The 24,811-nt window shown below is 70.5% G+C and carries 27 protein-coding genes; 7 read left to right on the forward strand and 20 right to left on the reverse strand.

Annotated features, from left to right (window positions below):
* Positions 1-207 precede the first annotated feature (207 nt).
* Together purM and purN are read left to right on the forward strand one after the other, a co-directional pair.
* Positions 208-1,254: a phosphoribosylformylglycinamidine cyclo-ligase gene (gene purM, locus JCR33_RS16960; RefSeq protein ID WP_198883306.1), complete on the forward strand. Its 1,047-nt coding sequence runs from the start codon at positions 208-210 to the stop codon at positions 1,252-1,254.
* Entirely contained in the window at positions 1,251-1,877 is a 627-nt protein-coding gene (gene purN / locus JCR33_RS16965; RefSeq protein ID WP_198883307.1) for a phosphoribosylglycinamide formyltransferase, read from the forward strand. The genes purM and purN overlap by 4 nt, the downstream gene beginning before the upstream one ends.
* Before the next feature lie 21 nt (positions 1,878-1,898).
* Here the strand turns inward: purN and JCR33_RS16970 are convergent, their stop codons facing one another.
* The 5 genes from JCR33_RS16970 to def form a co-directional block, all read right to left on the reverse strand.
* Positions 1,899-2,441, reverse strand: a complete 543-nt coding sequence (locus JCR33_RS16970; protein ID WP_198883308.1) for an adenine phosphoribosyltransferase — start codon at positions 2,439-2,441, stop codon at positions 1,899-1,901.
* Positions 2,442-2,443: 2 nt separating this feature from the next.
* A complete protein-coding gene (locus JCR33_RS16975) occupies positions 2,444-3,316 on the reverse strand; it encodes an S-methyl-5'-thioadenosine phosphorylase (protein ID WP_198883309.1) in 873 nt (290 codons plus the stop codon).
* A complete protein-coding gene (gene truA / locus JCR33_RS16980; RefSeq protein WP_198883310.1) occupies positions 3,316-4,059 on the reverse strand; it encodes a tRNA pseudouridine(38-40) synthase TruA in 744 nt (247 codons plus the stop codon). The genes JCR33_RS16975 and truA overlap by 1 nt, the downstream gene beginning before the upstream one ends.
* A 1-nt stretch (position 4,060) precedes the next feature.
* On the reverse strand, positions 4,061-4,987 hold the full coding sequence (gene fmt, locus JCR33_RS16985) for a methionyl-tRNA formyltransferase (protein ID WP_198883383.1): 927 nt from the start codon (positions 4,985-4,987) through the stop codon (positions 4,061-4,063).
* Positions 4,988-5,051: 64 nt separating this feature from the next.
* Positions 5,052-5,564 (reverse strand): peptide deformylase, encoded by a 513-nt coding sequence (gene def, locus JCR33_RS16990; protein WP_198883311.1) that lies wholly within the window; start codon positions 5,562-5,564, stop codon positions 5,052-5,054.
* Positions 5,565-5,662: 98 nt separating this feature from the next.
* Between def and JCR33_RS16995 the strand changes: the two genes are divergently transcribed.
* The 3 genes from JCR33_RS16995 (at position 5,663) to JCR33_RS17005 (ending at position 9,479) form a co-directional block, all read left to right on the forward strand.
* Complete coding sequence (locus JCR33_RS16995) at positions 5,663-6,604, forward strand: 2-hydroxyacid dehydrogenase (protein WP_198883312.1); 942 nt, start codon at positions 5,663-5,665, stop codon at positions 6,602-6,604.
* A gap of 114 nt (positions 6,605-6,718) precedes the next feature.
* Positions 6,719-8,131 (forward strand): dihydropyrimidinase, encoded by a 1,413-nt coding sequence (gene hydA / locus JCR33_RS17000; protein ID WP_232372637.1) that lies wholly within the window; start codon positions 6,719-6,721, stop codon positions 8,129-8,131.
* Between the two features lie 145 nt (positions 8,132-8,276).
* The gene (locus tag JCR33_RS17005; RefSeq protein WP_198883314.1) at positions 8,277-9,479 is read left to right on the forward strand and encodes a hypothetical protein; all 1,203 of its coding nucleotides are present in this window, start codon (positions 8,277-8,279) and stop codon (positions 9,477-9,479) included.
* A gap of 30 nt (positions 9,480-9,509) precedes the next feature.
* Here the strand turns inward: JCR33_RS17005 and JCR33_RS17010 are convergent, their stop codons facing one another.
* The 7 genes from JCR33_RS17010 to JCR33_RS17040 form a co-directional block, all read right to left on the reverse strand.
* Positions 9,510-10,442, reverse strand: a complete 933-nt coding sequence (locus JCR33_RS17010) for a hypothetical protein (protein WP_198883315.1) — start codon at positions 10,440-10,442, stop codon at positions 9,510-9,512.
* A 100-nt stretch (positions 10,443-10,542) separates the two neighbouring features.
* Positions 10,543-11,034, reverse strand: a complete 492-nt coding sequence (locus tag JCR33_RS17015; protein WP_198883316.1) for a class I SAM-dependent methyltransferase — start codon at positions 11,032-11,034, stop codon at positions 10,543-10,545.
* 10 nt (positions 11,035-11,044) lie between these two features.
* Positions 11,045-11,575, reverse strand: a complete 531-nt coding sequence (locus JCR33_RS17020) for a class I SAM-dependent methyltransferase (RefSeq protein ID WP_332461217.1) — start codon at positions 11,573-11,575, stop codon at positions 11,045-11,047.
* Complete coding sequence (locus tag JCR33_RS17025; protein WP_232372638.1) at positions 11,572-11,955, reverse strand: PH domain-containing protein; 384 nt, start codon at positions 11,953-11,955, stop codon at positions 11,572-11,574. The genes JCR33_RS17020 and JCR33_RS17025 overlap by 4 nt, the downstream gene beginning before the upstream one ends.
* Before the next feature lie 45 nt (positions 11,956-12,000).
* Complete coding sequence (locus tag JCR33_RS17030) at positions 12,001-12,375, reverse strand: PH domain-containing protein (RefSeq protein ID WP_198883318.1); 375 nt, start codon at positions 12,373-12,375, stop codon at positions 12,001-12,003.
* A 346-nt stretch (positions 12,376-12,721) separates the two neighbouring features.
* Positions 12,722-12,985, reverse strand: coding sequence for an usg protein (locus JCR33_RS17035; RefSeq protein WP_198883319.1), 264 nt, complete (start codon positions 12,983-12,985; stop codon positions 12,722-12,724).
* Between the two features lie 120 nt (positions 12,986-13,105).
* On the reverse strand, positions 13,106-14,077 hold the full coding sequence (locus JCR33_RS17040; RefSeq protein WP_198883320.1) for a YihY/virulence factor BrkB family protein: 972 nt from the start codon (positions 14,075-14,077) through the stop codon (positions 13,106-13,108).
* Between the two features lie 344 nt (positions 14,078-14,421).
* Here JCR33_RS17040 and JCR33_RS17045 point away from each other — a divergent pair, with 344 nt between their 5' ends.
* Positions 14,422-15,273, forward strand: coding sequence for a sugar phosphate isomerase/epimerase family protein (locus JCR33_RS17045; RefSeq protein ID WP_198883321.1), 852 nt, complete (start codon positions 14,422-14,424; stop codon positions 15,271-15,273).
* Between the two features lie 53 nt (positions 15,274-15,326).
* Here JCR33_RS17045 and JCR33_RS17050 read toward each other — a convergent pair whose 3' ends face one another.
* From JCR33_RS17050 to JCR33_RS17085, 8 genes are all read right to left on the reverse strand, one after another.
* A complete protein-coding gene (locus JCR33_RS17050) occupies positions 15,327-17,054 on the reverse strand; it encodes a thiamine pyrophosphate-binding protein (RefSeq protein WP_211110364.1) in 1,728 nt (575 codons plus the stop codon).
* On the reverse strand, positions 17,051-17,884 hold the full coding sequence (locus JCR33_RS17055; RefSeq protein WP_198883322.1) for an SDR family NAD(P)-dependent oxidoreductase: 834 nt from the start codon (positions 17,882-17,884) through the stop codon (positions 17,051-17,053). The genes JCR33_RS17050 and JCR33_RS17055 overlap by 4 nt, the downstream gene beginning before the upstream one ends.
* On the reverse strand, positions 17,881-18,681 hold the full coding sequence (locus JCR33_RS17060) for an SDR family NAD(P)-dependent oxidoreductase (protein WP_198883323.1): 801 nt from the start codon (positions 18,679-18,681) through the stop codon (positions 17,881-17,883). Before JCR33_RS17060 ends, JCR33_RS17055 begins: the two co-directional genes overlap by 4 nt.
* Before the next feature lie 14 nt (positions 18,682-18,695).
* Positions 18,696-20,063, reverse strand: coding sequence for a TRAP transporter large permease (locus JCR33_RS17065; RefSeq protein WP_198883324.1), 1,368 nt, complete (start codon positions 20,061-20,063; stop codon positions 18,696-18,698).
* Positions 20,063-20,665, reverse strand: coding sequence for a TRAP transporter small permease subunit (locus tag JCR33_RS17070; RefSeq protein WP_198883325.1), 603 nt, complete (start codon positions 20,663-20,665; stop codon positions 20,063-20,065). Before JCR33_RS17070 ends, JCR33_RS17065 begins: the two co-directional genes overlap by 1 nt.
* 78 nt (positions 20,666-20,743) lie before the next feature.
* The gene (locus JCR33_RS17075; RefSeq protein WP_211110366.1) at positions 20,744-21,763 is read right to left on the reverse strand and encodes a TRAP transporter substrate-binding protein; all 1,020 of its coding nucleotides are present in this window, start codon (positions 21,761-21,763) and stop codon (positions 20,744-20,746) included.
* Positions 21,764-21,858: 95 nt separating this feature from the next.
* Positions 21,859-22,833 carry an alpha-ketoacid dehydrogenase subunit beta gene (locus JCR33_RS17080; protein ID WP_198883326.1) on the reverse strand — a complete coding sequence of 325 codons (975 nt, stop codon included), beginning with the start codon at positions 22,831-22,833 and terminating at the stop codon, positions 21,859-21,861.
* Between the two features lie 11 nt (positions 22,834-22,844).
* Positions 22,845-23,825 (reverse strand): thiamine pyrophosphate-dependent dehydrogenase E1 component subunit alpha, encoded by a 981-nt coding sequence (locus JCR33_RS17085; RefSeq protein WP_211110367.1) that lies wholly within the window; start codon positions 23,823-23,825, stop codon positions 22,845-22,847.
* A gap of 171 nt (positions 23,826-23,996) precedes the next feature.
* Between JCR33_RS17085 and JCR33_RS17090 the strand changes: the two genes are divergently transcribed.
* Complete coding sequence (locus JCR33_RS17090) at positions 23,997-24,803, forward strand: hypothetical protein (protein WP_198883328.1); 807 nt, start codon at positions 23,997-23,999, stop codon at positions 24,801-24,803.
* The last annotated feature ends 8 nt before the right edge of the window (positions 24,804-24,811 follow it).

The following is a 24,811-nucleotide window of genomic DNA, read 5'->3' on the forward strand; positions in this document are numbered from 1 at the left end:
TCCGGTCCATCCGAGACGACACGCCGCGGGAGACTGCGCGGCACGACGACCCTAGCGTGCAGCGTGCCGGGCGCGACCCGATGGCCCGCCTCCTCACCGCTATGCACAGAACGAACAGGGACGGCTTGTTGATAAGCTTCCCATCGGCCGCGAATGATGGCACGTCGCCCATCGGCTCCCGATACACCGACGGAAGGTCCCGCATCAATGTCCGAGAACCCCCGCGCCCACTATGCCGCGGCCGGCGTGAACGTCGACGCCGGCGATGCGCTGGTCGACCGCATCAAGCCGTTCGCGGCGGCGACGGCGCGGCCCGGGTCGTCCCCGTCCCTCGGAGGGTTCGGCGGTCTGTTCGACCTCGCGGCGGCCGGCCACGCGGGCTCCCTCCTCGTCGCCGCCACCGACGGGGTCGGCACCAAGCTGCGCCTCGCCGTCGATCTCGGCGTGCACGAAGGGGTCGGCATCGACCTCGTGGCGATGTGCGTCAACGACGTCATCGCCCAGGGCGCCGAGCCGCTCATCTTCCTCGACTACTATGCGACGGGGGTCCTCGACGTCGACGCGGCGGCGGCGGTGATCCGCGGCATCGCCGAGGGCTGCCGGCAGGCGGGCTGCGCCCTCGTCGGCGGCGAGACGGCCGAGATGCCCGGCCACTACAAGCCGGGCGACTACGACCTCGCCGGCTTCGTGGTGGGCGCCGTGGCGCGCGACGCGGTGCTGCCGCGCGACACCGTCGCGGAAGGCGACGTTCTCCTCGGCCTCGCCTCCTCCGGCGCCCACTCCAACGGCTATTCGCTGATCCGCAAGCTCGCCGCCGAGTGCAGCTGGTCGATGGAGGAGCCGTTCGGCGAGACGACGCTCGGCGCCGCCCTCCTCGCCCCGACCCGCATCTACGTGAAGTCGGTGCTCACCGCCCTCAAAGCGCACGGCGCGGCGGTGAAGGGGATCGCCCACATCACCGGCGGCGGCATCACCGGCAACGTCCCCCGCATGCTGCCGACGGGGCTCGCCGCCGAGATCGAGCGAGGCGCCCTCTTCCGCCATCCGCTGATGGAGTTCATCAAGTCCGAGGGCGATCTCGACGACGCCTCGATGGAGGCGACGTTCAACTGCGGGGTGGGCCTCGTGGTGGCGGTCGCGCCGGAAGCGGCCGACGCCGTCGCCACCACCCTCGGCGAGGCGGGCGAGAGCGCGCGGATCATCGGCCGCGTCGTGCCGCGCCCCGCCGACGGCGAAGGCTGCGCGATCCTGTGAGCAGCAAGGTCCCCGTCGCCGTCGTCATCTCCGGACGCGGCAGCAATTTCGTGGCGCTCGCCGAAGCCGCCGAGGCGGCGGACTATCCGGCAGAGATCGTCGCCGTCATCTCCGACCGGGCGGACGCGGTGGGTCTCGCCCGCGCCGCCGAGCGCGGCATCGCGACCCACGTGGTGCTGCGCCGCGATCACCCGACCCGCGCCGCCTTCGACGACGCTCTCGACGCCGCGATCCGCGCCTCGGGGGCCGAGCACGTGTGCCTTGCCGGCTTCATGCGCATTCTGGGCCCCGAGATGGTCGCGCGGTGGGAAGGGCGGATGCTCAACATCCATCCCTCCCTGCTGCCCGCCTTCAAGGGGCTCGACACGCACCAGAGGGCGCTCGACGCCGGGGCGAAGTTCCACGGTGCGAGCGTTCACCTCGTCACCGCCGAGCTCGACGACGGGCCGATCGTCGCCCAGGCCGCCGTGCCGGTGATGCCCGACGACGACGCCGAGAGCCTCGCCGCCCGCGTTCTCGCGGTGGAGCATCCGCTCTATGTGGCGGCGCTCGCGGCCCACCTCGGCCGGAGCGCCGGCCGGCCCGACGCGACGCCCGTGTTCAATCCGCCGCTGCCGCGCTGAATGGTGCTGCGACCTCGGCGATCAATCGCCGGGGTAGCTCAGCACCGAGAACACCTCCACCCCCTGCGCGCGCAGGAGCTTGGAGCCACCGATGTCGGGCAGGTCGATGGTGAAGGAGGCGGCCGCCACGGTGCCGCCCACCCGCTCGACGAGCTTCACCGCCGCCATGGCGGTGCCACCGGTGGCGATGAGATCGTCGACGAGCAGCACCCGCGCCCCCTTCGGCACGGCGTTCACGTTGATCTCCACCTCGCTGGTCCCATACTCCAGCGTATATTCCTCGCGGTAGACCTCGGGCGGCAGCTTGCCGCGCTTGCGGATGGGCACGAAGCCCTTGCCCATCGCCATCCCCATCGCGCCGCCGATGATGAAGCCCCGCGCGTCGACGCCGACGATGAGGTCGATGCCCGCGTCGCGGAACGGCGCCGCCATCGCCTCGATGGTGACGCGCAACCCATCGGCATCGGCGAACAGCGTGGTGACGTCGCGGAAGATGATGCCGGTCTTCGGGTAGTCCGGGATGACCCGCACCAGCTTCTCGATGTCGATCGTCGAGGCGTCCATTCTCAGCTCCGCGACAGGACGCGGCCGGCGACCGCGTCGAGTTTGGCAAGGAGCGCCGGATCGCGCGCCTCGGGCGTGGTGATGATGGCGGTTTCGAGGGCCATGTCGGACCCCGTGGAGCAGGGCTCGCGGGTGGGAGGGGTCGCGGCGGCGAGCGTCGCGACGAGATTGCGCGCGGCGTCGGCGTTCTGCGTCATGGTGGCGATGATCGACATGATGTCGACCTCGCCGTGCTCGGGGTGCCAGGAATCGAAGTCCGTCACCATGGCGACGGTGGCGTAGGCGATCTCCGCCTCGCGCGCGAGCTTGGCCTCCGGCATGTTGGTCATCCCGATCACGTCCGCCCCCCAGGCCCGGTAGAGCTGGGATTCGGCGAGCGAAGAGAACTGCGGACCTTCCATGGCAAGATACGTGCCGCCGCGGCGGACGGGCACGCCCACCACCTTGGCCGCCGCCTCCACCCGGTCGCCGAGATCGCGCGACACCGGGTGCGCCATCGATACGTGCGCCACGCAGCCGTTGCCAAAGAAGGATTTCGGCCGGGCGAAGGTGCGGTCGATGAACTGGTCGACGATCACGAACATTCCCGGTGGCAGATCCTCCCGCAGCGAGCCGCAGGCCGACAGCGACACGAGGTCGGTCACCCCCGCCCGCTTCATCACGTCGATGTTGGCGCGGTAGTTGATCCCCGTCGGATCGAGGCCGTGCCCCCGGCCGTGGCGCGGCAGGAACACCATGCGGGTGCCGTCGAGCGTGCCGCGCAAGACCTGATCGGACGGCTCGCCCCAGGGGCTCTCGATCGTCTCCCACTCTCCCTGAAGGCCCGGCAGCTCGTAGAGCCCGGAGCCGCCGATGATACCCAAGGTGACGTCCATCAATCGTCCTCGTAGTCCACGCCCATGAGGATGAGGCCGACCGCGGGCGCCACCGGCCCGCAAGCCGCGCGTCGGCGCGCCTTGAGGGCCGCCGTCATATCGTCAGGCGTCCAGCGGCCGAGCCCCACCTCGACCAGAGACCCCACCATGGACCGAACCTGATTGTGAAGGAAGGATCGGGCCGAGGCTTCCACGGTCACGAGATCGCCGTCGCGGGCGACGTCGAGCCTGTCGAGGGTGCGCAGCGGGCTCTTCGCCTGGCACTGCGCGGCGCGGAAGGTGGTGAAGTCGTGGCGGCCGAGAAGGCGCGCCGCGCCCATCGCCATCGCTCCCGTGTCGAGCGGCGGGGCGACCTGCCAGGCGAGCCGGTCGAGGGCGAGCGGCGGCCGACGATTGAGGATGCGATAGAGATAATGCCGCCGCCGCGCCGAGTGGCGGGCGTCGAAGGTCTCGTCGACGCGAGCCGCGGCGAGCACGGCGACCGGCTCGGGCCGCAGGTGGGCGTTGATTGCGTCGCGCACGGTGTCGGCGCGCCACTCACGGGCGAAGTCGAGGTGGGCGACCTGGCCGCGCGCGTGGACGCCGGTGTCGGTGCGGCCGGCGCCGAAGACACGCGTCGGTGCGCCACAGAGCTTTTCCGCCGCCTCCTCGAGCGCCTGTTGCACGGAGCGGCCGTTCTCCTGGCGCTGCCAGCCCACGAAGGGGCCGCCGTCATACTCCACGAGGAGCCGATATCGGGGCAAGCTAGACGGCCCCGAACCGGTCGCCGACGGCGATCCGTGCCCCCCGCAGGAAGGCGTCGGTGTCGACGGGACCCTTCCCCGCCCGCTGCACCCGCGTCGGGCGGATGGCCCCCACTGCGCAGGCGATGGTGAGGCGGTCGTCGAGGACGGTGCCGGGCTCGCCCTCCCCGTCCACCACCACCACATTGAGGATCTTGAGACGCTCGGTCTTGTCGCCGACCCTCATCGTGGTGTGGGCGCCCGGCATCGGATTGAGACCGTGGATGTGGTTGCGCACGGCTTCGGCGGACGCGTCGAAGTCGATCACGGCCTCGGCCTTGTCGATCTTGTTGGCGTAGGTCGCGCCTTCCACGGGCTGCTTCTCCAGCGTGAGGGCGCCCCGCTCGAGCCCGCCGAGCGCCCGCCCCATCAGGTCGGCGCCGAGGCGGGAGAGTCGCTCGGTCAGCTCGCCCGCCGTATCGTCCGGGCCGATCGCGACGCGCTCCACCATGGCGACGGGACCGGTGTCGAGGCCCTTCTCCATCTTCATGACGCAGACGCCCGTCTCGGCGTCGCCCGCCATGATGGCGCGCGCCACCGGGGCGGCCCCCCGCCAGCGCGGCAGAAGCGAAGCGTGGACGTTGAACGCTCCGAGGCGCGTCGCCTGGAGCACGCTCTCGGGCAGGAGCAGCCCGTAGGCGACCACCACCGCCGCATCGGCCTCGAGCGCCGCGATGGCGCCCGCCTCCTCGCGCAGGCTCGTCGGATGGCGCACCTCGATGCCGAGCGCGTCGGCCGCCTCGTGCACCGCCGAGCGGCGCTCGGCCATGCCCCGCCCCGCCGGCCGCGGCGGCTGGGTGTAGACGGCGCAGATCTCGTGGCCCTGGCCGACGATCTCCATCAGCGTCGGCACCGCGAAGGGCGGCGTCCCCATGAAGACGACGCGCATCACGGGCGCACCCCCTCGCCGGCCGACGCGTGCCGCGCCGTCCGCGCCATTGCCCGACGATCGATCATGCGTGCTTGGCCTGCTTCTGGAAGCGCTTCGTCACCCGGTCGCGCTTCAGCCGCGACAGGTGGTCGATGAAGAGAACGCCGTTGAGATGGTCGATCTCGTGCTGGAGGCAGGTGGCGAGGAGCCCCTCGGCAGCCACCTCCCGGCGCTCGCCGTCGCGGTCGAGATAGGTCACGCGCACACAGGCGGGCCGCGTCACGTCCTCGGTATAGTCGGGGATCGACAGGCAGCCTTCCTCGTAGGTGGAGGTCTCCTCCGAGGCTTCGAGGATTTCCGGGTTGACGAGCACCATCGGGTTGGGGTCCGCTCCCTCCTCCGTCACCACGTCGCAGACGATGATGCGTTCGAGCACCCCGATCTGCGGCCCGGCGAGGCCGATGCCGGGGGCCTCGTACATCGTCTCGAGCATGTCGTCCGCCAGCGTGCGGACGCGCTCGTCCACCGCCGCGATGGGCTCGGCCACCTTGCGCAGGACGGGATCGGGCAGAATGAGGATGGGACGTTTCGCCATATTGGCGAAATATGACCCCGCGGGGACGCGGTCAACATTGTCAAACCGCGCATCTGCCGCCTACGCTCCGGCGCATCCTGAAAATCGGCGGAGTTTCCATGGCTTCTCTTCTGACGGTCGGCAGCTGGCGCGCGGACGCCTGGGTGAAGGCGTTCCACACCGCGGCCCCCGGCCGCACCTTCTACCTCTATGGCCGCGACGAGTACGACCCCGCCGAGATCCGATACGCCATCACCTGGCGGCCGCCCGCGGGCCTTCTGCCGAGCCTGCCGAACCTCCAGGCCATCTTCAATCTCGGCGCCGGCGTCGACGGCGTCCTCGCCGATCCCGACCTTCCGGATCTGCCGGTGGTGCGCCTCGTCGACGACACGCTGACGGGGCCGATGGGCGAGTGGGTCGCGCTGCAGGTCCTCACCCATCACCGCCGAGCCCTCACCTATCTCGCCCAACAGGGGCGCCAGGAGTGGGAGGAACACGACCAGCCGGTCGCCTCGCAGGTGCGCGTCGGCATCATGGGCTACGGCATCCTCGGCTCCCACTGCGCCAAGGTGCTCACGACGCTCGGCTACACCGTGTCCGGCTGGTCGCGATCGCCGAAGCCCGCCGACGTGCCGCTCCATGTCGGCGCCGAAGGGCTCCCCGAATTCCTCGCGAACACCGACTATCTGGTGGTGCTCCTGCCGCTCACGCCGCAGACCCGCGACATCATCGACGCCGAGCTCATCGGCCAGCTGGCGCAGGACGGGGTGATGGGCGGACCGGTCCTCATCAACGCCGGACGCGGCGGGCTGCAGAACGAGGACGACCTTCTCGCCGCGCTGCACTCCGGCACCCTCGCGGGGGCGAGCCTCGACGTGTTCCAGACCGAGCCGCTGCCCGCCGACCATCCGCTGTGGACGGCGCCCAACCTCGTCATCACCCCCCACGCCGCGGCGCCGAGCAACCCGACGGCGGTCTCGCGCTACATCACGGGCCAGATCAGCGCGTTCGAGGCGGGCAAACCGCTGCAGAACGTGGTCGAACGCGGCCGCGGATACTAGGGCGCGTGGGGCCGGCGCGCCTATGCACGGCGCGCCCTTCTCAGCCTCGTTGCAAAATGGTCTAGTCTCGTCAGATCGATGGGCTGCATCGCGCGGCCGGCCAAAGGTAGCTCTATGTACGACCTCGTCATTGCGAATGGCACCGTCGCCACGGCGGCCGACGTCTATCGGGCCGACGTCGGCATCAAGGACGGGGTCATCGTGGCGCTCGGCCGTGGCCTCACCGGCGCGGCCGAGACCATCGACGCCGCCGGGCGCTACGTGCTGCCCGGCGGTATCGACAGCCACGTCCACATCGCCCAGCCCTCCGGCGAGGGGATCGTGATGGCCGACGACTTCGAGAGCGGCACCCGCTCCGCCCTCTTCGGCGGCAACACCACGGTGCTGCCCTTCTGCATCCAGGAAAAGGGTGAGGCGCTGCGGACCGCCCTCACCGACTACCACGCGAAGGCCGCCGGCAACTGCTACACCGACGTGTCCTTTCATCTCGTCATCTCCGACCCGAGCGAGGCCGTGCTCGGCCAGGAGCTGCCCGCGGCGGTGGCGGACGGCTACACCTCGTTCAAGATCTTCATGACCTACGAGGCGCTGCGCCTCAACGACGCCGAGATCCTCGCCACCATGGACACCGCCCGCCGCACCGGCGCGCTCGTCATGGTCCACTGCGAGAACGAGGACGCCATCCGCTTCCTCGTCGACAAGTTCACCGGCGAGGGCCATCTGGAGCCGCGCACCCATGCGACGACGCGGCCGGTGGTGGTGGAGCGCGAAGCCACTCACCGCGCGATCAGCCTCGCCGAGGTGGTCGACGTGCCGGTGGTGATCGTCCACGTCTCCAACGGCGCGGCGATGGAGGAGATCGCCCGCGCCCGCGCCCGCGGCCGCCCGATCGTGGGCGAGACCTGCCCGCAGTATCTGATGCTGACGGAGGACGACCTCTCCGGCATGGACTGGGAGGGGGCGAAGTTCGTCTGCTCGCCGCCGCCGCGCGACAAGGCGGAGCAGACGAATATCTGGCGCGGTATCGAGACGGGGATCTTCGACCTCTTCTCCTCCGACCACTGCCCGTTCCGCTACGACGACGATCGCGGCAAGCTGAACCCCAAGGGCCGCAACGACTTCCGCCACATCCCGAACGGCATTCCGGGGGTGGAGACGCGGCTGTCGATCCTCTTCTCCGAAGGGGTCATGAAGGGGCGCATCGATCTGCCGCGCTTCGTGGCGATGACCGCCACCAACCACGCCAAGACCTACGGCCTCTACCCGCGCAAGGGCACGATCGCGGTGGGATCCGACGCCGACATCGCCATCTGGGACCCCGATGCCGAGCGCGTCATCCGCCACGCCGAGCTCCACGATGCGGCCGACTATTCGCCCTACGAGGGCATCGCCGTGCGGGGCCGGCCGGAAACGATGATCCTGCGCGGCAAGGTGATGGTGCGCGACGGGGCGCTCGTCGGCGAGAAGGGCTATGGCGCCTATCTGCCCCGCGGCCTCTCCGATCGCGCCAAGCCGCCGACGGAGTGAGCCGGGCGGCGGGGGATGGCGACAGGACCGCCGAGGCTCGCCCGTTCCGCCCGGCGCCGCTATAGTCACACGATGTTCAGCCGACACTCAGGCTGGGACGTGTCAATCGTTCCACGGGACCGCTGAAGTCGGAATGGAGAGGTCCATGAAGCCCATCCTGCTGGCCGCCGCGGCGATGCTGCCGGCGACGCTCGCCGCCGCGCAGAGCTTTCAGACGGCGCTGCCCGTAAGCCCCGCCGAGCGGCGCTCCATCGAGGCGCGCCTCAGCACGATCCTCGACTATGCCAACACCGGCGAGGTGAGCCGCTTCAACCTGCCGAGCGGGCGGGTCGTCGCGGTGCGCACCTATCAGCCGGTGCGCCGACGCGGCGAGCCGCCGTGCCGCGGCTATCGCATCGACCTCGACGGCGAGGGCGGCCACACCGCCGTCGACGGCTTCCGCTGCCGCCGGCCGGACGGGGCGGCGTGGGTGATCGTGGAGCCCGAGATCGTGGTCGCCCAGGAGAGCGGCCCGCTCGATCTGCGCAGCCCCTTCGACACGCCTACGCAGCCGCCGCAGGGCGAGCCGCCCTTCAACCCCTTCTCCACCGAGCCGCGCCGCCCCGGCGAGCCGCTCTATGCCGACGAGCCGATCTATCCGGACGAGCGTGCGCCGATCGTGACCGGTCCGGCGCCGATCCCCCGCCCCGCCCCGCGCGACGAGGTGGCGAGCGCCCCGCCCGCGGAGACCCCCGCCGATGCCGCACCAGCCTCCACCCCCGCCGCCCCGCAGACGACGGTGGCTGAGGGGATCGAGGGCGGTGATCTCGGCACCCTTTCCGACACGGCGCAGACGGCGGCCGACCCGGTCGCGTCGCAGCGCGTGCGACAGGTGATCCCGGCAACGGGCGACAACGCTTCGGAGGGCGGCACCCCTGCGCCCTCGACCGACACGGCGAGCGCGACCGCCACCCCGCCGGCCGCCGACACGACGTCGCAGGCGGAGGTCGGCTCCAGCGTGCTCGCCCGCTCCCCGGCCGCTCCCGCCGCACCCACCGCCCCTGCCGACCCCGCAGCCGGCTCCACCCGGATCGTCGGCGAGCGCGACGATGCCGGCGGCGCAAGCTATGCCGGCGACGCGCAGATCGTGGGGGCGCTGGTCGATCTCGACTATCTCGCCAGCGAGACCGCCGACGCGGCGGCCGTTGAGAAGGCGATCGACGAATTCGCCCGTGACGAGCGCTTCGCCCTCCCCGTCTCGCCCGACGCTCTGGCGGCGAAGCTCAGTGCGGCGCTCGACCGCTCCGAAGCGCTGCCGCGCTGTCCCGCGGACGGGCCGGCCGGCAGCATCTGCATCAGCGCCAACTGATCGACCTCGCGTCCCGAGCCGCCGCGCGGTTCAGGGCGCGAGGCTCACCTTGGCCACCGTCGGGCTCTGCACCACGCGCACGGAGAGGTTCGTCGCCTCCGTCACCGGCACGCGCACCTCCCGCCCGCCTTCGATGGTGTAGACCGCGCCGTCGATGCGCACGCGGAAGGGACCGTCGGCACCGATCACCCGCGTCCCCGTCGCGGCGGGGATGCGCAGCCAGCCATCCTCCGCACGCACCTCGGTCACCTCCGCCTGACGCTGCAGCGGGGCGACGAGGCGCCGCGTGATGCCGAGATCGACCGCGCCCGTCACGTCGAGCCACCACGCCCCCGCCCCGGCAACGCCGAGGAGCAGGAGGGCGAGCATCAGCGTGCCGGCGAGGCTGCCGGTCTTGCTGCGACGGCGGCGGGTGGGCATCACCTCGCGCGCCTCCTCGCGGCGCACGGCGACGTCGTCCTTCATCGCGGCGATCACCACGCGAGGCTCGCGCTTGCGCGCGCCGCGCCGGCCCGCCGGCGTCACCGCCAGCTCCGAGCCGGTGGCGGGCCACTCGCGCCCGCGCCGTGGACGGACGGGCTCCACCGGCCCCAGCGGCGGGGCCTTGGCGCGCGGATCGTCCCGCCTCACGTCGATGTCGTCGAGATCGGCATCGTCGTGCTCGACCTCGTCCTCGGGCGCCTCGGCGACGTCGTCGGGCTCGGGTTCGGCGAGCTCCTCCTCGACGGTCGCGTCGAGCGGAGGGGCATCCTCGGTCGGCGTTTCGTCGACGAAGACGAGCTCCTCGTCGAGCGCGCCCTCGAGGCGGGCGGCGAGGGAATCGGGTCGCGGTTGGGGCGTGTCGCGCAGCGGAGCGCCGTCCGGCGTCACCGCGGCGGGCGAGTTGGGGGTCTGTGGCGCGCCAGGCGTGCCGGTGGGGAAGTCGATCCCGCACACGGGGCAGCGATAGGCGCCCGCGACCACGGGTTCGCCGCAAGCGCGGCAACGAAAGAAGGCTCGAGAGGCCAAAAAACACGCCCCCTTCTACAGGATGGCCGGCGAATGCCACGCTCGGCCGGCATGGTCAAACAGTGAGCTGAAACAAATGATACCTGCCGGGCGCGACGCCGTCGGGCAACGGCAGCGAAACGGCCTTGTCAAATGGAAGGACAAAACTTGTCACGATGATGGCATCGGGACGCGCCACGGCGAGGATCGCCGGGGCGAGCCACCCGCCGATCGCGGCGTTGCCCACCGCGTCCGCCGAGCCGAGATCATTGTGAATGAGAGCGGCCCGCCGGCCAAGCCTCGGAAGCGAGGCCGGAAGGGTGTCGCGGATCTCGCCGATCACCATGTGGTGGGCATCCGGCAGCACGCCCACCGCCGCCTGGACGAAGTTGTCGAAGGCGAACACCTCGCGGTCCGGAAACAGGGCCACGAGGTGATCGTAGGTGCGCCCGGCGCCGATGCCGAGGTCGATGATCGGCCCGTCGATGCCGACGAGGCGCTCGGCTGCGGCGTCGAGCAGCAGCCGCTGGGCGCTCATGCGGCGAATGAAACTGTCGAGGCGGCTCATTGGAGGTGGATCAGGCCGCCTTGCGATAGAGCCAGTAGCGCCCGAGCTCGGCGTCGGCGCTGCGCGGCATCTCCTCGAAGCCCGGCATGTCGAGCGCGATGCCGCTCGCCACGTAGCCGCCGGGTGCGGTGCGCTCGCTGATCTGCGGGGCGAGCCAGGCGGCCTTGGCGAGATCGGCGGTCGGGTCGCCGGTGCCGAGGTCGCAATGGACGAGCGCCGCCGGTCGCTTCACCCGCGGCCCGCAATAGGCGAGCGTGTCCCGGATCTCGCCGATGATCATGTGGTCGCCGTCGGGGATCGACGCGGGATGGGCCGTCACCGCGCGATCGAACACGAAGATCTCGCGGCCCGGCAGGATCTCGCGCAGGTGATCGAAGGTCCGCCCGTTGCCGAGGCCGAGCTCCAGCACGGGACCGTCCACGTCGGCGATCATCTCGGCGACGCGTTCGAGGAACAGCTTCTGCGCCGTCATGCGGGCGATGAAGACGTCGAGGCGGCTCTTGCGGCGGTTGGGCGCCGCGGCGGCGGGCACGTCGCTCACGAGCGCAGCGCCGAGCGCAGCCGCTCGGGGTCAGGCATGCCCTTCTGGACGAGTTCGGGATTGTCGCCGGCGGTGTAGATCTTCAGCACGCCACAGTTGAAGATGCGATCGACGAAGGACTGGTCGATGCGCACGGTGCGGATCGATTCCAACTCGATCTCCAGGCGCTCCTTGCTGAAGACGCCGCGCGACAGGAGCACCCGCTCCTCGCCGACGGTCAGGAGGGTGCAGCGCGTCTTGATCCACCACACGATGAGCCAGACGATGCCGACGCCGATCGGCACCAGCACGCAGGCGAGGAGGAAGTAGCCGGGCTCGTCCGCGAACATGCGCGGGTGCTCCTGGTAGCGCGGTTTCAATGTGGCGGGACTGTCAATCATCGGTCAATGCGGCCTTCGTGGCGTGGGCAGATGAGATCATGCAACTTACGCACCGCGCGCGCTGCGCAGCGCGGCGCGGAGACGGTCGGGATCCGGCAGGCCCGCTTGCACGATCTCCGGATTGTCGCCGGCGGTATAGACCTTCAGGATCCCACAATTGAAAATGCGGTCGACGAAGCTTTGATCCACGCGGACCGCGCGAATCGATCCCATCTCCACCTCGACGCTCTCCTTGCTGAAGATGCCGCGACGGAGCGTCACCCGCTCTTCGTCGATGGTGACGAGGGCCGATCGGTTGGTGATGTACCACCAGACCAGCCAGATGATGCCGACGCCGAAGGGAACGAGCAGGCAAGCCAGGATGAACTTTCCCGGCTCGTCGGCGAACATGGTGGGGTGTTCTCGGTAGGTCGGGGTCATGACGAGCCTTCTGTTGGGCGATGCCGCGTCCCCCATATGGGGGCGCGATAGGGCCGGCGCGACTCGTGTCCCGCGGAAGCCCGCATACCCCAAGGCCGTGCGCGGCGCCAGCCGTCGCCCGGCCACCGTCGCACTCAACGCGCCGCCCCGCACCACCGTTCCCCCGCGCGCCACCGCGGGGAAGACGCGCGGCAGTACCCGCGCGCCCGGCCGCCACGCCGGCGATCGCCCGATCGAACTCGGACCCTAGCGCCGGTTCAATGAACTCACGTTCACCGAATCGGCTCCAGCTTCTTTGTCTGCGCGCGTTCCGAGCGGAAAACCGGCTCCACTCTTCCTGAACGCGCTAGTGGAAGTGCTCGTAGCGGATGGTGCGGTAACGTCCCGGAGCGATGAGCCTTCGGCAGCACACGTTGACGGAGTGCAGTGGCCCTTCGATCTCGCGGCGCCAGAACGCGAGGAAGCGCTCGAGCACCGGGAAGTCGGGGGCCTGGTCGTAGTCCTGCCAGACATAGGTCTGCAGAATGCCGGGGTGGTCGGGTAATCTGTAGAAGATCTCCGCCGTCGTGAGGCTGTAGCCGGCAAGCTGCCGCTCCAGAGCCGACGCCATAGCTGCCCTCCATTGTGCGACAGCGAAAAGTCTGCCATGTCGGCGCCGAGAAGCAAGCCGGCAAATCGAATTTCGCCCAGCATCACAACAGCTTAGCTTGGCAGCCACCATGGTGGACTGCTAGCAGCCCTCCCCTTGGGGCAAGGTGTCGGCCTTGACCGCGCGCCGTTTTCCCATCGGCCGATCGGGACCGACGGTGGTATCGGTCGCCACCTGATGCTCGATCTCGGCGTTGAGCTCGGCGCCCGCGAGCAGGATCACGAGCGAGACGTAGAGCCACATCATGAAGCCGATGATGGCGCCGAGCGAGCCATAGGTCGCGTTGTAGTCGGCGAAATGGGCGAGGTAGAAGGAGAAGGCGGCCGACACGGCGATCCACATCACCGCCGTCGCCAATGTGCCCCAGGAGATCCACCGCCAGCGCGGCGGCCGGCGCGACGCTCCGTACTTGAACAGGAGGCCGATCCCGACCACCAGCACGAGGAGGAGGATCGGCCACCGCAGCACCGAGATCAGCGTCGCCGCGGCGCTGCCGAGGCCCACATAGCCGAGGACGGCCGGCACCACCACCGTCGCCGCAAGGAGCGCCACGGCACCGAAGATGCCGGCGATCGTGAAGGCGAAGGACGTGAGGGTGAGGCGGACGAAGCCGCGCTTCTCACTTTCGTTGTAGGCGATGTTGAGCGCGGAGAAGAGCGCCTTCACCCCGGCGTTGGCGCTCCAGAGCGCCACGCCGAGGCCGATCGCGAAGCCGACGCCGAGCTGCCCCTGCGGCTGCGAGGCGAGACGCTTCAGCTCGCCACTGACGATGTCGATGCCCGACTGCGGCATGACGCCGGCGAGAAGGCCCATGTGCCCGTCCACCGTTCCCACGTCGGCGACGAGCCCATAGAGGGCGACGAAGGCGGTGAGCGCCGGGAAGACCGCCAGGATGAGGAAGAAGGTGGCCCCGCCGGCGATCAGCGAGACGTTGTCCTCGCCGATCGCCTGCCAGGTGCGCACGAGGATCGCCTTCCAGCCGGCGAGCGGAATGGCAAGGACGCTCCCGGCCTCACGGCCGCCAGCGCAGGGCAATGTCGCTTCGTCGCGCATCGATCACCTCCATCTCGACCCTAAAGCGCTCTCGGCAAGCGCCGGTTCCGCCCCCGGCGACACCTGCGAGGCCAAAGCGCGGCGAAATGCGCACCAAAATCAGGTTGATTGAGGCTCGGATTACTAGACTGAGCGCGGCAAAGCGCTTCTCGCGCCGCAACCCGTCGGCTACAAGAAGGCACGGGCCGCCTTTCGCGCGGCGTAGCGATCGGCACCGAGGGGAGCACCGTGGCCGACACTAGACTGCCTGTTGCGCCGCACGCTCACGGACCGTCGCGCCGAGGACACATGCGCCCTCCATCCTCTCCCGCCCACCCTGGACAATTGGCGGACAAGGCCGCCTGATGATGCTGCGTTTTGCCTACAACACCAATGGCTGCACCCATCACCGGCTCGACGACGCGATCGAGATGATTGCCGATGCGGGCTACTCGGGCGTGGCCCTCAGCCTCGACGTGCACCACTTCGACGCTTTCGCCGACGATTATGAACGTCACGCCGAACGCCTTGCCGCTCGCCTCGCCGCCCTCGATCTGGCCGCGACCGTGGACGCCACCGGCCGCTACGTGCTCGACCCGCGCGATCCCTACGCCCCGAGCCTCATCGATCCCACCGCCGAGGGACGGGCGCGACGCCTCGCCTTCCTGGAGCGGGCGATCCGCGTGGCGGCGATCTGCGGGGCGGAAGCGGTGTCGTTCGGCTCCGGCCGGCCCAAGCGCGGGGCGAGCCAGCAGGAGACCGGCGCCCATCTCCTCGACGGGCTGAAGCAGGTCGCCGACCTCGCCGCCGCCGCCGGTGTTCCGGCGGCCCTCGCGCCGACGCCCGGCCACATGGTCGCGACCCTCGACGACTTCAAGCTGGTGCGCGATGCGGTGAAGCAGATGACCGAGGCACCTCTCGCCCTCTCCCTCGATGCGGGTCATTGCCTCCTCGCCGGCGGCACCGATCCCCACGCGGCGGCGAAGGAATATGCGACGGTGCTCGCAAGCCTTTCGATCGAGGACGTGCGCCGGCCAAGCGGCGACAAGGTCGCCCTCGGCGACGGCGAGCTCGACGTCGCCGCCCTCCTCGCCGTGCTCCAGGACATTGACTTCGACAAGCTGATCGTGGTCGGCATGCCGACGCGCTCGCACGTGGCGCACGCGTCGATCCCGGCCGGGCTCGACTACGTGGAGGAGCGGCTGCCGAGCGACTGAGGGGACGGCCGGGCGGCCCCCCTCGCCCGGCTCACCCTCGCCCGGTCCGGGCCTCAGGCGACGCGGTCGCCCTTCTTCACCTTCACCGCGCGGCTGTCGGCGGCGGGCAGCATCTTGCCCGCGTCGCGCGTCACCACCACGTCGAGCACGGTCGGCCCGTCGGTGCGGGCGAAGGCCTCGCGGAACGCCGCCGGCAGCGCGTCGGGCTCGGTGACGCGGATGCCCGCCGCGCCCATCGCCCGGGCGACGGCGGCATAGTCCGTCTCGTGGAGGTCCGAGGACTGGTAGGACCCCTCGCCGTACATCAGGTGCTGCAGCGCCTTCACGTAGCCCGATGCGGCGTTGTTCACCACCACGATGGTGACGGCGAGGCGCATGCGGATCGCCGTCTCGAGCTCGCCGAGCGTCATGTTGAAGCCGCCGTCGCCCGTCAGCGCCACCACGGTGCGCCCGGGCGCGGCGAGCTTCGCCCCCATCGCCCCGGGCAGACCGTAGCCGATCGAGGCGAAGCCGCGGTCCGGCACATAGGCCCGACCCGGCAGGCGCGTGTCGAAGAGCAGGCCACCCCAGTGCGCCGCGAACCCGCCGTCGGCGATGAAGATGCCGTCGTCGGGAAGCTCGGCGCGCATGTCGCGGATCAGCCGGCCCATGCCGATCGGCACCTCCTCGCTGTCGTAGCGGGGGGCGGCCTCCTTGCGCCAGGCGGCCATCTTGTCGGCGATCTCGGCATGGTAGGCGGCGCGCCGCGCCTTCGCCTCACCCGCGCCCGGCGACAGAGCCGCCGCGAGATCCTGAAGGCCCGCCCGCGCGTCGCCCCAGAGCCGCACCGTGGGCTCGAAGGTGCGCCCCATCTCCTCCGCCACGATGTCGAGGTGGATGATGGTGCGGTCGGTCGGCGGCACGATGTAGCGCTTGGTGGCGATCTCGCCGAGCTTGCAGCCCACGACGAGAAGCGCGTCGGACACGGCGATGAGATCGTTGGCGATGCGGTCGTAGCGGCCGAAGAGGCCCGCCGACATCGGGTGGGTGCAAGGGATCGCCCCCTTGCCCGTCATCGTATGGGCGACGGGGATGCCGTTCTCCTCGGCAAAGCGCGTCAGGACCTCGGCGGCGCCGGAAAGGTGCACGCCGCCACCGGCGAGGACCATCGGCCGCTCGGCGCGCGCGAGGATCGCGGCGGCCTCGTCGAGCGCATCGGCGTCGGGCCGGCAGCGCAGGGCCGGCACACTCGCAAAGATCGGGTCGACGTGGAACGCCCCCTCCTCGAAGCCGTGGGTGCCGTGGGCGATGTCCTCCGGCACGTCCACCACCACCGGGCCGGGGCGACCCGTGGTGGCGATCTCGAAGGCGCGCCGCATCATCTCCGGAATGCGGGCGACCGATTCGAGACGCAGGAAGGCCTTCACCGCGGGCTTCAGGATCGCCGCCTGATCGGTCTCCTGCGTCATGTTCTTGCCGGCGTGGTCGCGGTTGGCGTCGCCCACGATCACGACGAGCGGACTGCCCGCGTTGAGCGCCTCGACGAGGCCCGTCACGAGGTTGGTCGCGCCCGGGCCGAGCGTCGCGTCGGCGAGCCCCACCCGACCCGACACCTTGGCGTAGGCATCGGCGAGGAAGACGGCGCAGCGCTCGTCGTTGATGAGGTGATGATCGAGGCCGAGGCGGCGGGCCGCGTCGTAGAAGGGCAGGAGCTGGAAGCCGCCCATGCCGAACATCGGGCCGCCTTCGGCCGCCTTGATCATCTGGGCGAGCGCCTCGCCGCCGGTCATCTCGTTGGTCACGTGGGATCCTTCTTGCTCGGCGCCGGGCGACGGACGGCGGCCGCGTTCTGGGCGATGGTGACCCCCATTCCTGAGGCCATGTAGCCGCCGTCGACGAAGAGGGTCTGGCCGGTGACGTAGCTCGCCTCGTCGGAGGCGAGGAAAGCGACCGCATGGGCGGTCTCGCGCTCCTCGCCATAGCGGGCCATCGGGATGGTGCGGACGTAGTCGGCGCGCATTTCGGCGGTATGGCCGGCGCGCGACATCGGCGTGTCCACCGGGCCCGGACCCACGGCGTTGGCGGTGATCCCGTAGGGGCCGAGCTCCAGCGCCATCTGGGCGGTGAGGTGGATGAGCCCCGCCTTCGCCGTACCGTAGGCGACGCGGCCGAACCCGGCCCGGGCGCCGGAGATCGAGGTGATGGACACGAAGCGCCCGCCCGCCCCCATCGCGACGAGGTCGCGCGCAGCGAGCTGATAGAGCAGAAAGCCGGCGGTGAGGTTGACGGTCAGCGAGGTCTCGAAATTGTTGAGGTCGGTGTCGAGAAAAGGCGCGACGGAGGCGTAGCCGGCGGCGTGGATGACGACGCCCGGCGGTCCCATCAGATGCACCGTCTCGTGATAGGCGCGGCGCAGTGCATCGGCCTCGGAAACGTCGCAGCGGAAGGCGGCGGCGTCGGGCAGGGCCGCCGCCATCTCGGCGACGTTGGCGCCGCGGTCGAAGAGGGCGACGCGCCGCCCCGCCGCGGCAAGCCGCTGGGCGATGGCGAAGCCGAGGGCGCCGGCACCACCCGTGACAATGGCGGTTCGCGGCACCGGAAGGGGTTCGAAGGGGGGCGCGATGGCGATCATGCTGCGGGTACCGTGAGTGTGAGGCCACCGTCGACGGGCAAAGCCACGCCGGTGATGTATCGGGCGGCGTCGGAGGCGAGGAAGGCCGCCGCGTGGGCGACGTCGAAGGCGCTCCCCTGACGTTTCATGGGCGGAGCGGCGGCACGACGTGCGGCGAGATCCTGCGCCGCGGTCGCCCGCCCCGCGATCATAGCCGCCACGTGCGGCGTGTCGATGAGGCCCGGCATGATGACGTTGGAGCGGATGCCCTCGGCGGCATGGGCGACGGCGATCGTCTGCGACAGGCGATTGAGCGCCGCCTTCGAGGCCTCGTAGGAGACGTAGGCGTAGCCGCCGGAGGCGACGGCGGCGACGGAGGAGATGAACACGAACGCCCCGCCGCCCGCGCGCCGCATCGCCGGCAGCGCCGCCCGCGCCGCGAGGAGGGCGGCGTCGACGTTGATCGCGAACACCGCCGACCAGTCATCGAGGCTCGTCTCCTCCACGCCGCCCGGCCGGCTGACGCCAACGTTGTAGTGCACCACGTCGAGCCCGCCGAACCGCGTCTCGGCGAGGTCGACGACGCGGGCGACGTCCTCCTCCCGCCGCACGTCGGCCGCGACGGCGACGGCCTCGCCGCCCTCCCCGACGATGATGTCGACGGTCTCCTTGGCCGCGGCCTCGTTGACGTCGACGGCGACGACCTTCGCCCCTTCGCGGGCGAACACCACCGCAGCGGCCTTGCCGTTGCCCCAGCCGGGCCCGACCGAGCCCGCCCCGAACACCACCACGCGCTTTCCCGAAAGACGTTCCGGCACCCGCCCCTCCCCGCTCATTGTGTCATCGTCCCGGGCAGCCACAGCACGATCTCGGGGAAGAGGAGCGCGAGGGCGAGCACGAGGAGCTGCAGCAGCACGAACGGGATGATGCCTCGGTAGATCGCTCCCATCGACACCACGTCCCCGGCCGCGCCCTTCAGATAGAAGAGAGCGAAGCCGAAGGGGGGCGTGAGGAAGCTCGTTTGCAGGTTCACCGCCACGAGGACCGCGAACCAGTAGACGAGGTCGCCGCGCGCCACGTGGTCGCCGAGGTCCATGCCGGCGACGAGCGGCGCGAAGATCGGCAGCACGATGAGCGTGATCTCGATCCAGTCGAAGAAGAAGCCCATGGCGAAGATCATCGCCATCATGGCGAGGAGCAGCCCCCAGTCGCCGACATTGAGCGCCTGGGCGGTCTCCACCAGGAAGCTGTCGCCGCCGACCTTTCGGAAGATGTAGGAAAACGCCGTCGCCCCCACGAAGATGAAGAACAGCATGGCGAGGGTGCGCACCGAGCCGTCGGCGCTCTGGAAGAGCACCTTGCGGTTCAGCCGGCCGCGCACCAGCCCGATGAGGAGCGCCCCCACCGCCCCGACGCCGGAGGCCTCCGTGGGTGTGGCGAAACCGCCGAGGATCGAGCCGAGCACCAGGATGATGAGGAGAAACGGCACCACGAGGGCGACGACGGTGTCCTTCAGGAGGCCTTTGCGCTCCTCCGGCGGTGGCGGCGGCGCCTTGGGGGCGACCTCCGGCCGCAACGCCGCATAGCCGGTGATGAAGAGGACGTAGAGCACCGACAGCAGCAGCCCCGGCACCAGCGCCGCCACGAAGAGATGCCCGATCGAGACCGACAGCAGGTCGCCCATGAAGACGAGCATGATCGAGGGCGGGATGAGAATGCCGAGGGTGCCGGCGGAGGCCACCGTGCCCGCCGCGAGCGAGGGCCGGTAGCCGCCCGCCACCATGGTGGGCAGGGCGAGCACGGTGAGCATCACCACCGACGCGCCGATGATGCCGGTCGCCGCGGCGAGGATCGTGCCCATCAGCACCACCGCGAGACCGAGCCCGCCCGGCACCACGCGCAAGAGGCGCTGCAGCGTGAGAAGCAGATCCTCCGCGATCCGCGTTCGCTCCATGACGAGGCCCATGAAGATGAACATCGGCGCCGCCACGAGCACCGGGTTCTCGATGGTGCCGCCGAAGATGCGGTTGGGGATCAGCGTCGCGTGGACGAGGCGCATCTCCCCCGTCGCGATGGCGATGATGCCGAAGACGAGCGAGATGCCCATCAGCATGATCGCCACCGGCGCGCCGGAGAAGAGGCCCACCACGAGGGTGGCGAACATCAGGCCGGGAAGCGCCCCGTCGAGCATTTCGGGCATCACGGCCGCCTTTCGGGGGTGGCGGGACGGTCGGCGTGCGGGCCGGTCTCCACGAAGCCTTCCGAGGCGTCTCGCTCGAACGGGTCGGCGAGGAGATCGGGCCGCTTCAGCGCCACGTAGGCACGCAAGGCCACCGCCACCCCGCCGAGCATCGCGAGCACCGCCGACAGCGGCACCGCCGACTTGATGATCCAGCGCTCCGGCAGGCCGACGCCGCCGGTCGACCCCTCGCCGCGGACGAAGGCGCGCCAGGCGAACTCGGTGCCGTAGATCGTCACGAAGACCATGAAGGGGATGAGGAAGAGGACGATCGCCGCAATCTCGATCCGCAGCCGGGTGCGGCCGGAGAAGGAGGTGGAGAACACGTCGATACGCACGTGCGCGTCCTTCAGGTAGGCGTAGCCGAAGGCGAGCACGGCGATGGCGCCGTGCAGATGCCATTCGAGCTCCTGCAGCATGAAGGAGCCGGTGGCGAAGAAGCGGCGGCCGATGACGTCGTAGATGATCACGGCGGCGAGCACGAAGAGCAGGCAACCGCACAGGAAGGCGAAGATGCGGCATGGCCACGAGAGCCACGCCGCAACGGTCAGTGCGCTGCGCATCATGGGGCTCGTCGGCTCGCGTGGACGCCCGGCCTCGCCGCCCGGCATGAGATGCGCAGCACGATGGTCACCTGCCGCCTACTTCAGGTAGCCGTAGTCGGCCCAGTCGGCATACTTCTCGTGGAAGTCCTGGAGGCTCTTCCAGGCGCGGGCGAAGTCCTCGTCCTCGGCGGACATCTCGGCGGCGACTTCGAGCCAGGCGCCGCGGAAGGCGTCGAGCATCTCGTCGTTCCACTTGTGGAACGTCACGCCCTTCTCACGCAGGGTCGCCATCGGCTCCAGCTGCATCGATTCCCCGCGCGCGCTCGTCAGCGCCACGTTGGCCGCGCACACCTCCTCGATCGCGGCCTGGTCGCGCTTCGACAGCCCCGCCCACACGTCGGTGTTGATGATGAAGGTGATGAGGCTCGTCTGCTGGTGCCAGCCGGGGAAGTAGTAGTTGTCGGCGTAGGTGTTGAGCTCGAGATTGAGGTCGATGGCGGGGAACGACATCTCCGCCGAATCGATGGTGCCGAGCCGCAGCGCCGTCATCGTGTCGGCCGGCGGCAGCGACTGCGCCTGCACGCCGAGCTTCTGCATCACCCGCGCCCCGAGGCCGAAGATGCGCATCTTGAGGCCCTGAAGGTCCTCCACCTTCTCGATGGGCTTGCGGAACCAGCCCGACGCCTCCGGCACCAGGATGGTGCAGAGCACGGAATGGATGTCGTAGCGCCCGCCGATCTCGTTCCACAGCTCCCGGCCTCCGCCATAATACCACCAGGCGGTATATTCCTTCACGTCCGGCCCGAAGGGCGGCGCGGTGAAGAGGCCGGCGGCGGGGATGATGCCCTGGGCGAAGCCCGGCGAGTACCAGCCCGCGTCGACGGCGCCCGTCGACACCGCGTCCCAGATTTCGTTGGAGGCGACGATGGCGCCCGGATCGTTGAACTCGATGTTCAATTCGCCGTTGGTCAGGGTCGAGACGCGCTCGCCCAGCTCGCGTCCGGTGTCGCCGAGGAGCGGCAGAGTGCCGGCGTAGATCGACTGCATCACGAGGTCGGTGGCCTGCGCGGACGTCGCGAGGCCGAGCGCGGCCAGCGCCGCAAGAGACTGCTTCAACAAGGGATTTCCTCCGCCCTATTCTTTTGTCGGACCGTTGATCGGCCTCTCACTCGCTTCTAGCCCGTTCGCCGCATGCGACACAATGACATTGGTCAGGCGACCGCCTTGACTCCCGTCATCGTGCGCACCCGTTCGGCGATCTTGTCGGCGGTGACGCGCAGGACGTTTTCCATGGTGGGCGCGTAGGCGATCGGCGCGCGTGGCGATCCGAGCCGGGCGATCGGCGACTTCAGCACCGCGTGCTCGGCGACCGTCGCGGCGATCTCCGCGCCGAAGCCCGCCACCGCCACCGCCTCGTGGGCGACGAGACAGCGCCCGGTCTTGGCGACCGAGGCGAGCACCGCCTCCTTGTCCCACGGCCACAGGGTGCGCAGGTCGATCACCTCGGCGCCGATGCCCTCGCGCGCCAGCTCCTCCGCGGCCTTCGCCGCCTCGTGAACGCATGCCGACCAGGACACGATGGTGACGTCGCTGCCCGCCACCATCACCCGCGCCTTGCCGAGCGGATCGGCCTCCGCCTCCTGCGGCACCTCGCCTTCGAGGGGCCACAGATTCTTGTGCTCCATGTAGACGACGGGGTCGTCGCACCGGATCGCGGCGAGGAGGAGGCTGTAGTTGTCGGCCGGCGTCGCCGGGCAGACGACGACGAGGCCGGGAATGTGGGTGTACCAGGCCTCCAGCGACTGCGAGTGCTGGGCGGCGGAGGAGCGCCACATGCCGATCGGCTCGCGCACGGTGATCGGCACCTTGGACTGGCCGCCGAACATGAAGCGGGCCTTCGCCGCCTGGTTCACGAGTTCGTCGACGGCGCAGAGGGCGAAGTCGCTGAAGCGCATCTCCACCACCGGCCGCGTTCCGGTCATCGCCGCACCGCAGGCGACCCCCATGATGGCGGCCTCCGAGATCGGCGCATCCGACACCCGCCCGGGCCCGAAGCGCTCCACGAGCCCCTTGTATTGGCCGAACACGCCGCCGCGGCCGAGGTCCTCGCCGAGGCACCACACCGTCGGATCGGCCTCCATCGCCTCGGCGACGGCCCGCTTGCCGGCTTCGATATAGGTCGTCATCGCGCCGCTCCTCAAAAGGCCATGACGCGGGGCGAGCCCACGTCCTGCACGTCGTCGAAGGCGCCGTCGGCGTCCGGATAGGGCTGGGCGGAGGCGAAGGCGGCGTCCTCGGCCATCGCGCGGGCGACCTGCGCGACGTCGGCGTCGAGATCGGCGGCGGCGACGCCGGCGAGCTCGAGATGCGCCCGCGCCCGGGCGATCGGGTCTTCCTCGGCGATGCGGCGCGCCACCTCCTCGGCCGGCCGGTAGGCCCCGGGGTCGGCCGAGGTGTGGCCGGTGTGGCGGAAGGTGACGGCGTGGATCAGGAACGGTCCCTCCCCGCCGCGCACCCGCGCGATCGCCTCGCGGGCGAGCTCGTCGACCGCCCCCACGTCGTTGCCGTCGACCCGCTCGGCGGCGATTCCGAGGCTTTCGGCCCGCGCCTTGGCGCCCTCACCGGCCGTCATCGCGCGGGTGCGCGTGGTCGCCGCCCAGTCGTTGTCCTCGCACACGAAGAGCACCGGCAGGGCGAACACCTTCGCCCAGTTGAGGCCTTCGAGGAACGGGCCGCGGTTGATCGCCCCGTCGCCGAACAGACAGCAGACGATGCGGTCGTCACCGAGCAGCTTGATGGCGTGGGCGGCGCCGGAGGCGATGGTGATGTTCGCCGACACCACCCCGTTCGCCCCCAGCATGCCGACGCCGAAGTCGGCGATGTGCATGGAGCCGCCCTTGCCGCCGCAGTTGCCGCCGACGCGGCCGAACAGCTCGCACATCATCGCGCGCGGCTCGGCCCCCTTGGCGAGGGTGTGGCCGTGGCCGCGGTGGGTGGAGAGCAGCCGATCGTCGCGCCGCAGGTTGCCGACGATGCCGACCGCCACGGCCTCCTGACCGATCGAGGGATGAATCGCGCCCAGAACCCGACCGTCCTTCGCCGCCTCGATGGCTTCGAGCTCGAAGGCACGGATCTCGTTCATGCGGCGGAACTGATCGCGCAGACGCGCGACGTCCACGTTCGCCGTCATCGCGTGATGGCGGACGGGATCGGAAGATGAAGGGGCGACACGCGGCGTTTCCTTGGGATGTTGTATTGTTTTTCCGAATGGTATCTGGTCGTACCAGTTGGTCAAGAGACCGCCGGACCCCGTCCGCGACAAGAGTCTGCCCACAACAAGAGTCTGCCCATGGAAGCGCCCCTCCTCGCCCATACCGTCACCAAGCTGAAGGGAGCCGCCGGACGCGTCGTCGTGTGCGGCTCGCACGGGGGGGCCTATGCCGGGCTCCTCGCGGTCGAGGCGGGGCTGAGGGGCATCCTTCTCAACGACGCCGGCGTCGGGCGCGAGGACGCCGGCATCGCCGGCCTCGACGTGTGCGAGGCGTCCGGCATGGCGGCGGCGGCGCTCGGCCACACCACCTGCCGGATCGGCAACGCCGAGGACGCGCTCGCCCGCGGCCGCGTGACGTTCGTCAACCCGTCGGCCGAACGCCTCGGGATCGAGCCCGGGATGACGGCGGCGGAGGCGGCGGACCGGCTCGCGGGCGCCCCGCTGCCGATGCGCCCGCGCGCCGACGCCGACGCCGAGCACCGCCACGAGGAGACGATCAACGGCTGGCATCTCGCGATCTGCGACTCCGCCTCGCTGATCCGGCCCGGCGAGGACGACGGGTGGATCGTCGTCACCGCCTCCCATGGCGGCGTCGTCGGCGACGATCCGGCGACCGCGAGCAAGGCCGACGCCGCCCTCCTCGCCTTCAACGACGCGGGGGTGGGGCTCGAGGATGCGGGCGTCTCCCGCCTACCGGCGCTGCAGGCCCGCGGCATCGCCGCCGTCTGCGTCGACTGCGCCAGCGCCAAGATCGGCGACGGCGCCTCCACCTACGAGGACGGCGTGATCAGCCATATGAACGCCGCCGCCACGGCGATGGGCGCGACGGCGGGCGAGCCGCTCGCAAGCTTCATCGCCCGCGTGACGGCGGCGCCGCGCAGCTGAGGGCTCCG

Origin of the sequence: Acuticoccus mangrovi (assembly GCF_016411865.1) — a bacterium.
Lineage (GTDB): Bacteria > Pseudomonadota > Alphaproteobacteria > Rhizobiales > Amorphaceae > Acuticoccus > Acuticoccus mangrovi.

Coding starts and splice junctions, on each gene's coding strand:
- JCR33_RS16995 (WP_198883312.1), top strand. CDS start 5,663: ATGGCTTCTCTTCTGACGGTCGGCAGCTGGCGCGCGGACGCCTGGGTG.
- fmt (WP_198883383.1), bottom strand. CDS start 4,987: ATGCGCGTCGTCTTCATGGGGACGCCGCCCTTCGCGGTGCCGACGCTG.
- purM (WP_198883306.1), top strand. CDS start 208: ATGTCCGAGAACCCCCGCGCCCACTATGCCGCGGCCGGCGTGAACGTC.
- JCR33_RS17080 (WP_198883326.1), bottom strand. CDS start 22,833: ATGACGACCTATATCGAAGCCGGCAAGCGGGCCGTCGCCGAGGCGATG.
- JCR33_RS17065 (WP_198883324.1), bottom strand. CDS start 20,063: ATGCCCGAAATGCTCGACGGGGCGCTTCCCGGCCTGATGTTCGCCACC.
- JCR33_RS17005 (WP_198883314.1), top strand. CDS start 8,277: ATGAAGCCCATCCTGCTGGCCGCCGCGGCGATGCTGCCGGCGACGCTC.
- JCR33_RS17090 (WP_198883328.1), top strand. CDS start 23,997: ATGGAAGCGCCCCTCCTCGCCCATACCGTCACCAAGCTGAAGGGAGCC.
- JCR33_RS17055 (WP_198883322.1), bottom strand. CDS start 17,884: ATGATCGCCATCGCGCCCCCCTTCGAACCCCTTCCGGTGCCGCGAACC.
- JCR33_RS17030 (WP_198883318.1), bottom strand. CDS start 12,375: ATGACCCCGACCTACCGAGAACACCCCACCATGTTCGCCGACGAGCCG.
- JCR33_RS17035 (WP_198883319.1), bottom strand. CDS start 12,985: ATGGCGTCGGCTCTGGAGCGGCAGCTTGCCGGCTACAGCCTCACGACG.
- JCR33_RS17025 (WP_232372638.1), bottom strand. CDS start 11,955: ATGATTGACAGTCCCGCCACATTGAAACCGCGCTACCAGGAGCACCCG.
- def (WP_198883311.1), bottom strand. CDS start 5,564: ATGGCGAAACGTCCCATCCTCATTCTGCCCGATCCCGTCCTGCGCAAG.
- JCR33_RS16970 (WP_198883308.1), bottom strand. CDS start 2,441: ATGGACGCCTCGACGATCGACATCGAGAAGCTGGTGCGGGTCATCCCG.
- JCR33_RS17070 (WP_198883325.1), bottom strand. CDS start 20,665: ATGCGCAGCGCACTGACCGTTGCGGCGTGGCTCTCGTGGCCATGCCGC.
- JCR33_RS17015 (WP_198883316.1), bottom strand. CDS start 11,034: ATGAGCCGCCTCGACAGTTTCATTCGCCGCATGAGCGCCCAGCGGCTG.
- JCR33_RS16975 (WP_198883309.1), bottom strand. CDS start 3,316: ATGGACGTCACCTTGGGTATCATCGGCGGCTCCGGGCTCTACGAGCTG.
- JCR33_RS17040 (WP_198883320.1), bottom strand. CDS start 14,077: ATGCGCGACGAAGCGACATTGCCCTGCGCTGGCGGCCGTGAGGCCGGG.
- hydA (WP_232372637.1), top strand. CDS start 6,719: ATGTACGACCTCGTCATTGCGAATGGCACCGTCGCCACGGCGGCCGAC.
- JCR33_RS17045 (WP_198883321.1), top strand. CDS start 14,422: ATGATGCTGCGTTTTGCCTACAACACCAATGGCTGCACCCATCACCGG.